Here is a 14668-nt window from a genome sequence, read left to right as displayed (position 1 = left end):
TTTTTTCACTCAACAATTGAAACCTATAATTGGTAAATGTTTTAGATATTTTATTACATTTGTACGGGGGAAGTCCAACTCAATGCGATCGATAGCGAAAATTCCACCACTGAGAAAATAAGCCAGTTTTTGCTATAGCAGTTTCAAGATTTCGACCAGATCCAGACATTTCAGCAGCTTGAGTTTTCACTCAAATTTTTCTTTATTCAGCCCCATTATCGACAGAGTATTTACCAAAAGTGCCATAACGATCATTACCATTCCAATTAGTTCAGTGGAAGAAGGAATTTCCCCTAATTGTATTGAAGATGCTAAAATACCTAGTATTGGTGTTAATAGAGCACCTAAACCAGCTATACCAGCAGGTAAATTTTTTAAAGCATATAGCCAAAGTAACCAAGCCAGAGCGCTTCCTGGAACTACGTTGTAAACTAAAGCGCCAATAAAAGCCGGGGACCAATTAATTGGTGGGAAGTGTAGGAAGACATTCACCAAAGCAAGCGGCAAAAATCCAAATAACATTTGCCATGCAGTGAAAGAAAGCAAATCTATCTGCATTTTTTGCTGTAATTTTTTGGTGATGACTGCACTTGTAGCCCAACTAAATCCTGCTAAAACAGCTAGTCCTTTACTGACGACACCACTAGTGGAACTGAAAGGCAATAATATAAATATTAGTCCAATAAAACTTAAGAAAATCCCAATCCATTGCATCTGACGCAAACGCTCTCCTAAGAAAACCCATGCTAATATAAGTAACCAAAATGACATTGTATATGTCAAAATGGCGGTTTTACCAGCTCCTCCACTAACTAGAGCATAGGTTGCTAAACCAATAAAACCTCCATGCTGCAAAATGCCAACACAAAATGTTGTCCAAATTTCTTTTGGTCTTATTGACTTGCCTAGACAGATCATCACTAAAAATAAACTCAAAGCCCCATAGAATGCCCTCAAAGCCGCAAATGTAAAAGGTGAGGCATATTGTACGGCTATTTTCATCATCACCCAGTTGTATCCCCATATACAAGATAAACCAAGTAAGCAGAGAATAGCGATTATTTGAGAATATTTTGACTTGGGCATGATGATATTGGCTAACTGATTTTTAATATCTGTTTTTTGTCTAATTTGGAAAGCGGTTATGGGAGATATTATTTTAAATGCTATTTCCTACCAATTAATTATAAGTAGGAATTGACATTTTCAGAAACTATTTGAAAAGTTTTTTATTGATCAAATGCGACGCTTAAATACCTCATACAAAAATGACCTATTATCTATGAACCAGTGTTGCGGATCTAGCATTTGGCGCAGTTCATCCATTTTCCGATATCTCTCTTGATTGAGGTAATGGAACTCGGCACGATTCGCACAGAATTTGCCCCAATGTGTAGTCGGATGAAAATCCCGCAGTGCTACTTCTACTTTGCCGAGAAGACGCTTAACGATCATCTCGCTGGCATATAACGACAACTGTATAGCTAGGAAATAGTCCCTTGTACCATCGACATCGTAGCAGGGTGACATCAGTTGCCGATCGCTCTTGACGAACCGACATTTAATCCCTGATGGGAGCGCTTCATAAAACATCGGAGATTCATCAGCAACGAGCAAGAGACTGTCGAGAGCATCACCAGCGCAATCGATAGGCACAAAGTATTCCGCCTGAAAATATTGGCCAACACCCAGCAAGTCTCCTTTACAAAGCGTTGAATGATCCGCAATTACATCCCAGTATGTATCTGTAAAAGTCGTTTTCTCCTTAGTCCCGATCCCTCCATAACAATGTACGGCATCTTCATTAAGCAGTGTTCCTCTCATGTACTCTTGCTCATGAGATCGATCGTCTATGCCATTAGCTATCCTGCGAATATACAGGCGTACTGAGTGCCGGTCGTTGTCCAGGTTAATCCGTAGCATTGATGAGAACAGGTCTGTGGATCTTACAATTTCGGGCAACAATGGCTTTAATCGCGCCCATCGATCCAACAAGTAGACGCTCTGCTTTAGATAAAACATTTTCACACACCGCAGGGTAACCGTCGCGACGATTCCAAGCACGCCCAAGTGGGTGAACATTTTGACATCATCCAACTTGTAAATTTCGCCCGTTGCTGTGACGATCTCCATAGAGACAAATTGCTGAGATAATATCTGTGCGCCCGATCCGTGAGACCCTGTGGCTGATGCACCTCCTACAGTGACCTTGGTATATGCACTGATGTCGGCTAAAGCAAGCCCGTGACAGGCTAAGTACGGAATGAGTTCCGAATAGGTAATCCCCGCTTCGACAGTTACCTCCATCGTGTTGACATTGATTTCGCGTACTTTGTTCATCAAGGTCATGTCAATAAGCAGATCGCAGGTGATGGTAGAGATCAACTGTTCCTGATTCTCTGTTTGGCACGATGCGGATGTTTTGAGGGGATGGGTTTGAGGAAATTGGAATGAGCATCGTTCCCCAAGTACATGAACTCTTTTCTGCTTGCTCGTTTCAAGCATACCAAAAGACTTTATTTTGTCCACCAGTTCACCGATCGATCTCGGTCTGAAAATTCCTCTTTCGGAATGACTCAAAAAACGGATAGATTGATTGAAATTTAGCAAGTGTTCTTCATTTGTCATCGTTCACATATGCTGCATATTGATTTTTGGCTAAAAGAGATTGTATTCCTCGGTGCAGAAAGATAGTTCACAAGGATATTTGAATATCTTCAAATGTCGAGATATCGGCGAGTCCACCTACACGGTCGATATGAAGCGCCACCATTCCCGCGCTACGTGCTGCCTCAACCTCAGATGATGTATCTGACAGGAAGAGAACTTCGGCAGGTCTCCAGCCAATCGTTTCGGCAATTAAACGATAGGAATCAGCCTCGCGTTTCGATCCCGTCGATGTATCGAAATAGCCTGAGAGGATTGGGGTCAAATCTCCTGCTTCGCTAAATCCGAATAGTAATTTCTGGGCCGCAATCGATGCCGATGAGAAGATATAGAGTGCTATCCCATCGGCGTGCCATTGCCTGAATGCTGCTTGTGCATCGACATAGATATGCCCCTTAAACGTGCCCTCATGAAAGCCTTCAGCCCAAATCATTCCCTGTAAAGTTTTGAGTGGCGCGATCTTCTGGTTTTCATCAACCCAGCGCTCCATCGTTGCAATCGGATCGCTAGGTTCAATTGCTTCAACCTCAGAAAGGATTGCAGCCGTTTTGTCTGGGTGGGCCATGCAATAGCTACCCAACCTAAAACGAGAATAGGGAAACAGTATTTCGGTAAAGAAAGAACTGCTCGATGTCGTTCCTTCGATATCAGTCAATATTGCGTGTGGCTTTTTGATGTGCTTGATTGATGTGTTTTTTTGCATTGTAACCTCATCAAATTTCTACCCTGATGCTGTCTGTCGTTACGATCGCAGACAGTTTTTTTTGAACTGTTAAGTTGATGGGCGAAATTAAACGGAACTACGTAACATTACGTAAACAAGGCTAAATCACCCACGTTTTAGGGATTTAGCCTTATTTACAATCGTTTACATAGTTTAGTTTTACAGCACCTACTTACTTATTTCTATATCGAGCTTGCGCTTCAAGTAACACCTTGCTCAAGTATAGCTTTCTCCTCTCTCCGTCCGCATTAATTTTCTGTTGGGGAAAAGGGTAGTCGCCACGATCGCGCTTTTTGACCTCCTTAGTCTAAACTCTAATAGTCGAGAAACACTCTGGAACTCTAGAAGTCAACTCAAATTTAGGTGAAGGTACAGAGTTTGTGATTTCAATTCCCGTCAAGGATCTCGCTGTAAAAGACATTCACGCAAAAATCTGCGTTGACGACGCAGCATAACAAATCGTTGCCGCGGCGGTATAAAGATGATGGGTGATGCTGCAAAGGCGATCGGCAGCCGCTGAACTCAACCGTTGTTATCTATACCATTAACGGAACAATCCCAGTATGCCAGATGAATCATCGCTTCCTTTCTTCCCCAAGCTCTTTAAAGAAGTGCCTTTACAGGCGCTCCTCGTTTTCCCATTCGTTGTTCAAACGGTGGGGGCAGTGGGTATTATCGGTTATCTTTCCTTCAGGAACGGACAGAAGGCAGTGAACGATGTAGCAGCTCAGTTGCGCAACGAAACTAGCTCACGCATCGCGCAAAATCTAACTCACTTGGTTGCCACTCCTTTTCAAGCGTTTGAAAGTTATGAAGCTGCACGAAGCCAAAACCGGATCGACCTTAATAACGGAAGGGATATAGAGAAGTTCCTGTGGCGGCAACTTCCTGCTTTTGGGAATCTCAGCCTGACAGCGTTCATTACAACCAACCAAGAGTTTTTTGGTGCTGAGCGGCAAGATGATGGTGCGATCGCGATCCGCACTTCTGAAATAGAAAATAACCGTGCGCTGATAACCTACCGTACTAACTCAAGTGGCGATCGACTCGAAGTCATCAACGCTGGCAACCCGAACTTTGACCCGCGCAAACGGCCCTACTACACAATTCCTGTCGAACAAAGGCAAGCAACCTGGGGAAAAGTGTTTCCGCACATCACTGGCCAAACGATGTATATTGCCCCTGGCAAACCCATATACAACCGGGCAGGTGAGCTGCAAGGGGTGTGGATGGCAAGCTTAAACTTGTCAATGATTGGGGATTTTCTCAGAAGCCTCAAAATAGGAACAACCGGACAAAGTTTTATTCTGGAACGCTCTGGAGAAATGATTGCCACTTCTACAGGCGAAAAACCGTTCCGATATTATCCAGACAAAGTTGTGCAACTGCCAGAACAGCGGGTTGAACGACTCAATGCGATCGATAGCGAAAATTCCACCACTGAGAAAACAAGCCAGTTTTTGCTACAGAAGTTTCAAGATTTTGACCAGATCCAGGGATTTCAGCAGCTTGAGTTTTCCATTAACGGTACGCGCCAGTTCGTGCAGGTTGCTCCTTTTCGCGATGGCAGGGGGATTGACTGGCTGGTGGTTGTCACCGTTCCAGAATCAGACTTTATGACACAAATTAATGCCAATACTCAAAGTACGATTTTGTTAAGTCTACTGGCGCTAGCTATCTCTCTGGGAATTGGCATACTCACCAGTCGCTGGATTACTCAACCGATTTTGCAGCTCAATCAAGCATCTTCGGCAATGGCTGCCGGATCTCTGAGCCAAGCGGTGACAGAATCATCCGTCTATGAGTTGCAAGAACTCACGCAGTCGTTTAACCGTATGGCTCAACAGTTACAGGAATCATTTAACACGCTGGAACAAGCCAATGAACAATTAGAGCATCGAGTCGAAGAACGCACGGCCCAGCTAAAAGCGGCAAAGGATGAAGTTGAAACTGCCCTCAGAGAATTACAACGGACTCAGACTCAACTGATTCAAAGCGAGAAAATGTCGAGTTTGGGGCAGCTAGTTGCCGGAGTTGCCCATGAAATTAATAACCCAGTGAATTTTATCTATGGCAATCTCAGTCATGCCGATGAATACACTCAAGAACTCTTAAAACTCGTGCAAGCTTATCAGACTCATTACCCCGAACCTCCAGCAGCGATCGCGCAGCAGTCAAAGGCGATGGATTTAGATTTTATGGTTAACGATCTATCTAAGCTGATCGAATCAATGAAAGAGGGGGCGCGACGAATTCGAGAAATTGTCTTAGCATTACGAACATTCTCTCGACTGGATGAAGCAGAAGTTAAATCAATCAATATCCATGATGGCATTGATAGCACGCTGGTTATTCTGGGCAACCGTCTGAAGCCCAAGCCGAATCATCCAGAAATAGAAATCCTGCGAAACTATGGTTCTCTTCCCCTGGTGGAGTGCTATCCGGGACCGCTCAATCAGGTTTTTATGAACATCTTATCTAACGCCATTGACGCCATTGAAATCGCGTTTAAGCAGGGAAAACAAATGACTCCCGCAATCTCCATTCATACGGCCCTCATCGACGAGAGTCGGGCAGAGATCCGAATTGGGGACAACGGCAGCGGCATTCCAGAAGCTATCAAACAGCAAATCTTTGACCCCTTCTTTACAACCAAGTCGGTTGGAAGTGGCACTGGCATGGGGCTGGCAATGAGTTATCAGATCGTCACCGATCGGCATCAGGGCAGTTTAAGTTGCAGCTCGCAATCTGGAGAAGGCACGGAATTTATAATTCAAATTCCGCTCAAACAGAAGTTGAGAGATGAGGAGCTATCTAGATAGTGAGTAGTTGTCATTGGCCAGTGCGATCGCCGCATCACACGGCACTGAAGTCGATGAAACAAGCTACAAAGGAGTGGTTCACAACAGGAAGATGAGCATCATTAAAGGTTCTTTATTCCTTGGCTGCATTCTATCCGATCTCTCGAAGTATTCCGCCAGATCGCCCTTTCAAAGCATCCAAACTATTGATATAGTAGTACCCGGTGCAAAAAACGGTAAACCATGACAGCCACAAATCTCATCAATAAATTTGAGTACAAACCCCTATACAAACCGAATCAATTAATTTGCGGAACGGGGCAAACCGCCATTGTGAGCGGCTGGACAGTAAAAAGTGCGGTCGGCAAACATTTACAACCTCAAGAATATGCTGCGATCGGACAACTATACTCTCCTACTCGCGGCATCAACTTCTTAATTAGAAACTTGCTGTGCAATCCCCACGTCCGCTTTTTAGTAATTCTCAACGCTACCAAAGAAGACCGCAATTCGGGTGCGGCAGCGTGTTTGAGCGACTTTTTTCGCCACGGCTTTGAAGCCGGCAAAAGCGATACTGGTAGAGATTGCTGGCTAATTAAATCTTCAATATTTGGCTACATTGATATTGAAATAGCAGCAGAAGCCTTAGAACTATTGCGTCATTCAATTGAATGGAAAGAAGCCACAAATATAGCAGAAACAGTGACTATTGTCAAGTCTTTTACCCAAAAAGAATCTGTTGAACCTTGGGGAGAACGCCTAACTTTTCCGTTAGTCGAAATCGTCCCGACTGTACTCCCCGGCCAGAAATACGGACACAGAATCGAAGGCAAAACTATCGCCGAAACTTGGGTAAAAATCATCCACCGAATTAAGACCACCGGCACCTTGCGGCCGACTGGTTACGACGGACAGTGGCAAGAATTAATCGACTTAATGGCAGTGATTACAGATGAACCTGCGGAGTTCTATTTTCCCGAACCGAATTACTTACCAATAGACCGCGATTTCCTCGAACAGTACAAACCGCAAATGCTGGAAGATTCCCCCTATAACGAAGGCATTAAATATACCTACGCACAGCGGATGCGATCGTGGTTTGGTTGCGATCAAATTGAAGAAGTTATTGCCAAACTAATTAAAGAAATTGACGCCGCAAGTGCTGTAATTAGTTTGTGGGATGCTGGGGGAAATATTAACAGAAGGTCTGACGGTTCCTCCGACCACCAGCACAGCGGCAGTCCTTGTTTAAATCACATTTGGGTGCGAGTTGTTGACGGTGAAATCTCCCTAACAGCAACTCTCCGCAGTAACGATATGTTTGCGGCGTGGCCGGCCAATGCAATGGGTTTGCGGGCTTTGCAGCAGCACATTCGAGATGAAATTGCGAGGCGTTCCGATTATAATTTGACAATGGGCCCGTTGGTAACGCTGAGTCAATCCGCTCACTTGTATGACGATACGTTTGAAAATGCCGATCGACTAATTCAAACCCAATATGCTAAAATCTGCGAAGAGCGAGACTTTTTCGACGCAGCGGGCAATTTTTTAGTTGAAGTAGCGGACAATCAGATAGTAGTCACGCAAACAACCCCCGGCAGTGGCGAAGTTGTCACCTGTTATTCTGGAAAAAACCCTCTCAAGTTAGTGCGAGAAATTTGTGCCGCTTCCCCCGCTATTAAAGGGGAGCATATTGGTTATTTGGGAATAGAATTGCAGAAGGCTGCCGAGTGTCTCAAAACGAGCAAGCAATACATCCAGGATACACGATGAATCTAGAAGAAGAAAGACCGAATTGGGACGAATACTTCTTAATGTTAGCCAAATTAGCCGCTACTCGATCGACTTGTCTGGCTTTTCCTGTAGGCGCAGTGATAACTAAAAACAGGCAAGTTTTAGCAACGGGTTACAACGGTTCGCCGTCAGGTTCGGCACACTGTACTACTCAAGGCTTCTGCTATCCTGGTTTGAGTAGTTGCGACGCCAGCAAAACTTTGCCATCAAGGGCAGTTCACGCGGAAGCAAATGCGATCGCCAAAGCTGCTAAACACGGTATATCTACTTCTGGGGCTAGTATTTACGTCACTTTAGAACCCTGCATCTATTGTTTGAAATTAGTCATTGCCGCTGGAATTAGAGAAGTGTTTTACGAAACGACTTTTAACAGTGGAGAAAAAGCAGCTTTGAGAGATACTTTTATCAGTGAAGGTATTGTTGAGTTAAAACAAATTCAGCTATCTGAAGATACAGCAAAAAAGGCGGCTTTGTTTTTGTTGCATCCTACATCTGTGTCCAAAAAATTAGTAGAGGAGCAATCCTCCCCGTGGTTATGAAAGCCACAGGAAATAACTGTGCTGTGCCCCTATAAATGATTTTTATTTGCTGGCGATTTGTAGGGATACGGCATTGCCGTATCCTAAATCCCGCGCGATACAAATGATATTTATTTTACGCTTTGTAAACACACAGCACTGCCGTGTCCTTACACCAAACAGAGATGGCAATTAACTAAAAAACTGCCTGAAAAATTGTGAATACTCTGTAGTTCAATCAATCAAATTCATTCACCGCTTGCAAATAGTCGATCGCGGCATCTATCCTCGAAGAATACTTAAAAGCAAACTGATCGAACCAATATCCCTCATCGGAATTTTTATCCAACTTTTTCAGCCAAACCTGAGCTTGCCTAACTTTCTGCCTGCGCGTTTGTACGTCCAACTGTGGTTCCGCGACTTTTTCTGCGGGTTGCGGTTGCAGTGAAGCGACCTCCTGAGCTTTATTTTGCGCTTCGTGCTCAGCCTTAAGCGGTTGCAGTGCAGCCACTTCCTGAGCTTTATTTTGCGCTTCGTACTCAGCCTTAATTTGAGCTAAATCCTTATCCAAAGGACTAGCATACAAATTTATATCTGATGTTTTAAATGTTGGATTTGACGGCGCTTGTGCTTGCGCCGGCGCCTGACTTTTCAACTCAGCAATTTTTTGAGATGCTTGATACTCTGCCTTAAGTTCACCTAACAGGCGCTCGATCGATTCCATAACTTAAACCCCCTAAAAAATGCTGCTGGGCTAACTGGCCCCAATATAATCACGGAAACTTCGCCCGCCTCCTCAATCAGTTATTGCATTCAGCAATACCTCTGTCAGGGTCATTCCTTCAATATCATCCATCGTGACAGTATCAACGATATCGAATTTAGCCCCGGCGCTTTGCAGTTCGTCATCCAATATTTTGAGAAACTTAGTAGCTTCCGGCGCATCCCCTACTTGAATGAAAGAAATCGCCAACTCTTCATCTCGATCGAGCTTCCGAGAAGCCTCTATAATAGTTTTCATCACTTCTTTGCGATCGTCCGGTTCCCCGTCCGTCACCACTAATATTGTTTCCCCATTTTGCTTGGTCTTACCGGATGCTTTGCGATCAAAAAAACTGTTCAGAGCGTCTTGCAGCACTGCACCTAAATTCGTAGTTCCCGAAGGTTCGTTTTCTTGGAAAATTTGCACGACTTTAGCTGATGTTACGTTGTCGTAGCGCTTGAAGCGACCGGAAAACACATAAACTGTTATGCCATCAGGATCGAGTTCTTCGCATTTATTCGCTAATGCGATCGTCGATTCTTGCATGAGCGCCCACCGACTTTTACCGCCCATCTGGTCTTTTGTGTACATACTGCCGCTTTTGTCAATGATTATGGTATAATCGCGGTTCTGAAGCATAAGATTTTTCCTGTTAATTAAGGTTTTTCCAAAAATATCAAAACCAGCGAGCAGAAGCTGTTGAGCTTTAGTTGCTCGCTGCGTTTTTTTACTTAATTTGCGATCGCAAATACCCGAATTTAAGCTGCAACTAAAGCATCTTTAAGTGGCTTCCAGCTAAAAGCTCGATCGCCCCCCATCTCCACTGCTATTTTAACTCGCGGTTCTAACGTCGGCAAAACAGTCAAATACTCAATCTCCTGACTCGACAAAATTTGCCCTTCAATAATCCACAGCACCAATCCTTTTGCTTTCGGTGGCAAATTGTCTAATTGAGTTTGCAAAATCGGTGGCACGTAGTACGTATAACCCACAGCCGCTTCGTTGCCAGTAGTTTTCTTGCCCAAATGCGGCGGCCGCACGCCGTGAACCCCCGTTAAATACATCGCCAAATCGCCCAAACCCCGCGCCGAAATCGTGTGCCCACCGTAGCCCGCAGCCCTCAGCCTGCGGAGGTAGCGCCCCTCAAATCCTCCCTCTAAAGGAACGTACAGGGCCAGCGACCCCGACTTTTCCAAATCCCGAATCAGATCAGATCCCGTCGTAATCAGTCCCATAAATTTGTGTTTCCTGCTGTATCAAAATTTGGTCGATCGCTGCTTGCGAGCTGGAAATATTATAAATCTTAAAGTTGAGCCTAAAAATTCTCATCCCGGCCTTGACAAACGGCAAACACTTCATGTACTATTGTGAATTGTCGCCGTAAAGGATACTGAGTAGTTTGCTGCTCAAGTCCTGGCACAAACAAGCAAGACCGAGACAAAACTCGGAGATAGAGTCGGTAAAAAGCCGCGAATCTCAACCCTTGCAAGACTTCCACAAGCTCGCTCCCAAATTTAAAACTCAAATTTTAAACACCGAGGAAGGCTGTTGGTTGATAACAGTTAATTGCAGGAACACTGAAATAAATGTTTCTGCACAAGAGCAAGCGGATTGACGTAAATTTCGCAATCCGAAACCTCTTGCGTAAATAAAAGGAAAAAAATCCGTGTCTGTAGGCATTCTTGGCACTAAACTAGGCATGACTCAAGTGTTTGACGACCAAGGGAGAGCAATCCCTGTCACCGTCATACAAGCAGGGCCTTGTACAGTAACTCAAATCAAAACAAAACAAACTGACGGCTACGGTGCCGTTCAAGTTGGATACAACGAAGTCAAACCAAAGGCTCTCAACAAGCCAGAACTAGGACACCTTGCCAAGTCGGGGGCGAATCCACTGCGCCACTTGCAGGAATACCGATTGGAAGACACCAGTTCATTTGAATTAGGTCAACAACTAAAAGCAGATACCTTTACACCGGGACAAATAGTAGATGTCATCGGTACAAGCATCGGTAAAGGTTTTGCAGGTTTTCAAAAGCGCCACAACTTTAAACGAGGCCCGATGTCTCACGGTTCCAAGAACCACCGCGAACCTGGATCGATCGGACCTGGAACTACTCCGGGTCGCGTTTATCCCGGCAAAAGAATGGCAGGACGTATGGGCAACGTTCAAGTCACCGTCCGCAAACTAACAATTGTCCGGGTGGATACAGAGCAGAATTTGCTGCTAATTAAGGGAGCAGTTCCCGGCAAAGCTGGCGCCTTAGTCAATGTTGTGCCTGAGAAAAAAGTAGGACGTTAGTCAGTAGTCATTAGTCAGTAGTCAGCAGTCAGTAGATAGTGGTTGGCCGTTAGTAGCAAGCAATAACTAAGAACTAAAAGCTGAAAACTAAGAGCTGAAAACTAAGACCTGAGAACAGACAACAGACGACAGACAACTAACAACAGACAACTAACAACAGACAACTAACAACAGACAAAGGACAAAAGATATGGTTAACTGTGTAGTCCGAAATTGGCAAGGCGAAGAAGTTGGGGAAACAACTTTAGAACTGCGCGTAGCCAAAGAAGAAAATGCGTCTCACATCGTTCACAGAGCATTGACGCGGCAATTGAATAATGCCCGTCAAGGAAATGCTTGCACCAAAACTCGATCGGAAGTCAGAGGCGGTGGCCGCAAACCCTGGCGTCAAAAAGGCACCGGCCGAGCCAGAGCAGGTTCAATCCGTTCTCCGCTGTGGCGGGGCGGCGGTGTCATCTTCGGGCCAAAACCGAGAGACTTTGAAGTCAAAATGAACAAAAAGGAACGCCGTCTCGCTTTGCGGACAGCATTCCAAAGTCGCACCGAAGACATCATTGTGGTTGAAGAATTTGCAGAGCAATTTCCGAGACCGAAAAGCAAAGAATTGCTGAGTGCGATCGCCCGCTGGGGCATCGAACCCGATACAAAAGTTCTGTTAATCTTGCCAGAACCGCAACCAAACGTCTACTTATCAGGACGCAACATCGAATTAGTAAACGTCATCTTGGCAACCTCCCTGAATGTTTACGACGTTCTCGCGGCTGACAAAATTATCGTCACATCTACAGCCATAGCTAAAATTCAGGAGATTTACGGTGAGTAAAATCGACCCCCGCGACTACGCAGATTTGATCCAGCGTCCGATTCTCACCGAGAAAGCTACCCGAATGATGGAATTAAATCAATTCACATTCGACGTAGCCCCCAAAGCGACCAAGCCTCAAATCAAAGCTGCAATCGAAGAACTATTTAAGGTCAAAGTCATCGGCGTCAACACCCAAAACCCGCCGCGTAAAAAGCGTCGAGTTGGCAAATTCGTTGGCTTTAAACCTTGTTACAAGCGAGCAACCGTAACTCTGACCGACGGAGACTCGATCCGCAAACTCCTATTCCCAGAAGTTTAGCCAATTTTGGATTTTAGATTTTAGATTTTAGATTGCGGTTAACTGGTGAAAATACCAAACCCAGAAAGTTACCAAGTTAACTGATAATCCCAAATCTAAAATCCAAAACCGCCAAGTCCTTGCATCCCAAATCTAAAATCTAAAATCTAAAATCGATTATGGGCATCCGTTCTTACCGACCTTATACCTCCAGCACCCGAGAACAAACCGTCTCGGACTTTGCTGAAATTACCAGATCAGAGCCAGAAAAGTCTCTAACCAGCAATAAGCACACCAAACAAGGCCGCAACAACCGAGGCGTCATCACCTGTCGCCACCGGGGAGGCGGTCACAAACGGCTGTATAGAGACATCGACTTCCGCCGCGACAAACACAGCATTCCCGCTACCGTCAAGGCGATCGAATATGACCCCAATCGCAACGCCCGCATCGCCCTCCTGTTCTACAAAGACGGCGAAAAACGGTACATCCTGCACCCGCTCAACTTAAACGTCGGTACAGTAATTGTCTCAGGCCCAGACGCGCCGATCGAAATCGGTAACGCCCTCCCCCTGAAGAACATTCCCCTCGGTACCAGCATCCACAACGTCGAGCTAGTACCTGGAAAAGGCGGACAAATCGTTCGCTCCGCCGGCTCTAGCGCTCAGCTAATGGCAAAAGAAGGTAGCTACGTCACCCTCAAACTGCCATCCGGCGAACAGCGCAAAGTCCGCGCCGACTGCTACGCCACCATCGGTCAAGTCGGCAACACCGACGCCAGAAACATCAGCCTCGGCAAAGCAGGTCGCACCCGCTGGAAAGGCCGCAGACCCACCGTTCGCGGTAGCGTCATGAACCCGGTAGACCACCCGCACGGCGGCGGCGAAGGCAGAGCTCCTATTGGACGTCCGGGGCCTGTCACTCCTTGGGGTAAACCAGCATTGGGTGCAAAAACTCGACGCAAAAACAAGCGCAGCGACGCTTTAATCGTCCGGCGCCGCCGCAAAGCTTCCAAGCGCGGCAAGGGCGGCAGACAAAGCTAGTCATCAGTCAGCAGTCTTCAGTGCTTAGTTATTAACTGCTAACTAATGACTGAGGACTGATGACCAATGACTGCTTAATTCTGACTAATGACTCCTGAATTACTAAAAAAATCATGTCTCGATCGCTAAAAAAAGGCCCCTTTGTCGCAGATGCTCTGATGACAAAAATCGAAAAACTCAACGCCGCCGGCCAAAAACAAGTAATTAAAACTTGGTCGCGCTCTTCCACAATCCTGCCCCAAATGGTAGGTCACACGATCGCCGTTCACAACGGCAGACAGCATGTACCCGTCTACCTCACCGACCAAATGGTAGGTCACAAACTCGGAGAATTTTCCCCCACTCGCACCTTTAGAGGTCACGCGAAAAGTGGTGATAAAAAGGCGAAAAGATAGCCGAATTAGGTGACAGGTAATAGGTAGTCGGAAAAAAAATTACCAATTACCAATTACCTTTTGCCCAATTACCAATTACCAATTACCGAAATCGAAATGGCTATAGATACCACATCCGAAATTAAGGCGATCGCCCGTTACATCCGGACATCCCCCTTCAAAGTGCGCCGAGTCCTCGACCAAATTCGCGGCAAAAGCTACCAAGAAGCGCTGATTTTACTCGAATTCATGCCCTACCGCGCCTGCGAACCAATTGTCAAAGTTTTGCGATCGGCAGTAGCCAACGCCGAACACAATGCAGGATTGGATAAATCCAAGCTGGTAGTTTCTCAAGCTTACGCAGACCAAGGCCCAGTCCTCAAACGCTTTAGACCCCGCGCTCAAGGTCGCGCCTACCAAATCCGCAAGCCAACCTGTCACATTACCGTAGTAGTAGCTCCGCTCGTAGAAAACTAAACCAGGGAAAAACGTAAGAGGTAATAAACAGCTTAAAGTTGAAAAAAATGGGTAATCACCAATTACCAATTACCAATTACCAATTACCAATTACCAATTAAC

Annotated in this window: 15 protein-coding genes; 9 read left to right on the top strand and 6 right to left on the bottom strand. The window is 45.5% G+C overall.

Annotated elements, in window-relative coordinates; translation table 11 throughout:
• Positions 1-186: 186 nt before the first annotated feature.
• The 3 genes from QUA23_RS10635 to mtnC all read right to left on the bottom strand — a co-directional run bounded on the left by QUA23_RS10635 (position 187) and on the right by mtnC (position 3370).
• The gene (locus QUA23_RS10635; RefSeq protein WP_333074721.1) at positions 187-1086 is read right to left on the bottom strand and encodes an EamA family transporter; all 900 of its coding nucleotides are present in this window, start codon (positions 1084-1086) and stop codon (positions 187-189) included.
• A gap of 150 nt (positions 1087-1236) precedes the next feature.
• Positions 1237-2628: an FAD-binding protein gene (locus QUA23_RS10630; protein ID WP_333074722.1), complete on the bottom strand. Its 1392-nt coding sequence runs from the start codon at positions 2626-2628 to the stop codon at positions 1237-1239.
• A gap of 67 nt (positions 2629-2695) precedes the next feature.
• Positions 2696-3370 (bottom strand): acireductone synthase, encoded by a 675-nt coding sequence (gene mtnC, locus QUA23_RS10625; protein ID WP_333074723.1) that lies wholly within the window; start codon positions 3368-3370, stop codon positions 2696-2698.
• A gap of 584 nt (positions 3371-3954) precedes the next feature.
• Here mtnC and QUA23_RS10620 point away from each other — a divergent pair.
• The 3 genes from QUA23_RS10620 (at position 3955) to QUA23_RS10610 (ending at position 8525) form a co-directional block, all read left to right on the top strand.
• Positions 3955-6213 (top strand): ATP-binding protein, encoded by a 2259-nt coding sequence (locus QUA23_RS10620; protein WP_333074724.1) that lies wholly within the window; start codon positions 3955-3957, stop codon positions 6211-6213.
• A 222-nt stretch (positions 6214-6435) separates the two neighbouring features.
• Entirely contained in the window at positions 6436-7965 is a 1530-nt protein-coding gene (locus QUA23_RS10615) for a thymidylate synthase (protein ID WP_333074725.1), read from the top strand.
• Positions 7962-8525 carry a dCMP deaminase family protein gene (locus QUA23_RS10610; RefSeq protein ID WP_333074859.1) on the top strand — a complete coding sequence of 188 codons (564 nt, stop codon included), beginning with the start codon at positions 7962-7964 and terminating at the stop codon, positions 8523-8525. Before QUA23_RS10615 ends, QUA23_RS10610 begins: the two co-directional genes overlap by 4 nt.
• A 217-nt stretch (positions 8526-8742) precedes the next feature.
• Here the strand turns inward: QUA23_RS10610 and QUA23_RS10605 are convergent, their stop codons facing one another.
• The 3 genes from QUA23_RS10605 to QUA23_RS10595 all read right to left on the bottom strand — a co-directional run bounded on the left by QUA23_RS10605 (position 8743) and on the right by QUA23_RS10595 (position 10502).
• Entirely contained in the window at positions 8743-9228 is a 486-nt protein-coding gene (locus tag QUA23_RS10605; RefSeq protein WP_333074726.1) for a salt stress protein, Slr1339 family, read from the bottom strand.
• Between the two features lie 72 nt (positions 9229-9300).
• Positions 9301-9906 (bottom strand): VWA domain-containing protein, encoded by a 606-nt coding sequence (locus tag QUA23_RS10600; RefSeq protein ID WP_333074727.1) that lies wholly within the window; start codon positions 9904-9906, stop codon positions 9301-9303.
• Positions 9907-10025: 119 nt separating this feature from the next.
• On the bottom strand, positions 10026-10502 hold the full coding sequence (locus QUA23_RS10595; protein ID WP_333074728.1) for an NAD(P)H-quinone oxidoreductase subunit N: 477 nt from the start codon (positions 10500-10502) through the stop codon (positions 10026-10028).
• Positions 10503-10933: 431 nt separating this feature from the next.
• Here QUA23_RS10595 and rplC point away from each other — a divergent pair, with 431 nt between their 5' ends.
• The 6 genes from rplC to rplV all read left to right on the top strand — a co-directional run bounded on the left by rplC (position 10934) and on the right by rplV (position 14566).
• On the top strand, positions 10934-11569 hold the full coding sequence (gene rplC, locus QUA23_RS10590) for a 50S ribosomal protein L3 (RefSeq protein ID WP_190657996.1): 636 nt from the start codon (positions 10934-10936) through the stop codon (positions 11567-11569).
• Positions 11570-11759: 190 nt separating this feature from the next.
• Positions 11760-12392, top strand: a complete 633-nt coding sequence (rplD, locus tag QUA23_RS10585) for a 50S ribosomal protein L4 (protein ID WP_190657994.1) — start codon at positions 11760-11762, stop codon at positions 12390-12392.
• Complete coding sequence (locus QUA23_RS10580; protein WP_006634999.1) at positions 12385-12693, top strand: 50S ribosomal protein L23; 309 nt, start codon at positions 12385-12387, stop codon at positions 12691-12693. The genes rplD and QUA23_RS10580 overlap by 8 nt, the downstream gene beginning before the upstream one ends.
• Positions 12694-12851: 158 nt before the next feature.
• On the top strand, positions 12852-13715 hold the full coding sequence (rplB, locus tag QUA23_RS10575; RefSeq protein ID WP_333057787.1) for a 50S ribosomal protein L2: 864 nt from the start codon (positions 12852-12854) through the stop codon (positions 13713-13715).
• 113 nt (positions 13716-13828) lie between these two features.
• Positions 13829-14110, top strand: a complete 282-nt coding sequence (gene rpsS, locus QUA23_RS10570; RefSeq protein ID WP_006634997.1) for a 30S ribosomal protein S19 — start codon at positions 13829-13831, stop codon at positions 14108-14110.
• A 96-nt stretch (positions 14111-14206) separates the two neighbouring features.
• Complete coding sequence (gene rplV, locus QUA23_RS10565) at positions 14207-14566, top strand: 50S ribosomal protein L22 (protein WP_190657986.1); 360 nt, start codon at positions 14207-14209, stop codon at positions 14564-14566.
• Positions 14567-14668: the final 102 nt, after the last annotated feature.

Source organism: Microcoleus sp. Pol1C5, from assembly GCF_036701115.1.
Lineage (GTDB): Bacteria > Cyanobacteriota > Cyanobacteriia > Cyanobacteriales > Microcoleaceae > Microcoleus.
Note: the sequence above shows the minus strand (reverse complement) of the source record. Positions and strands in the feature narration are given on the sequence as shown.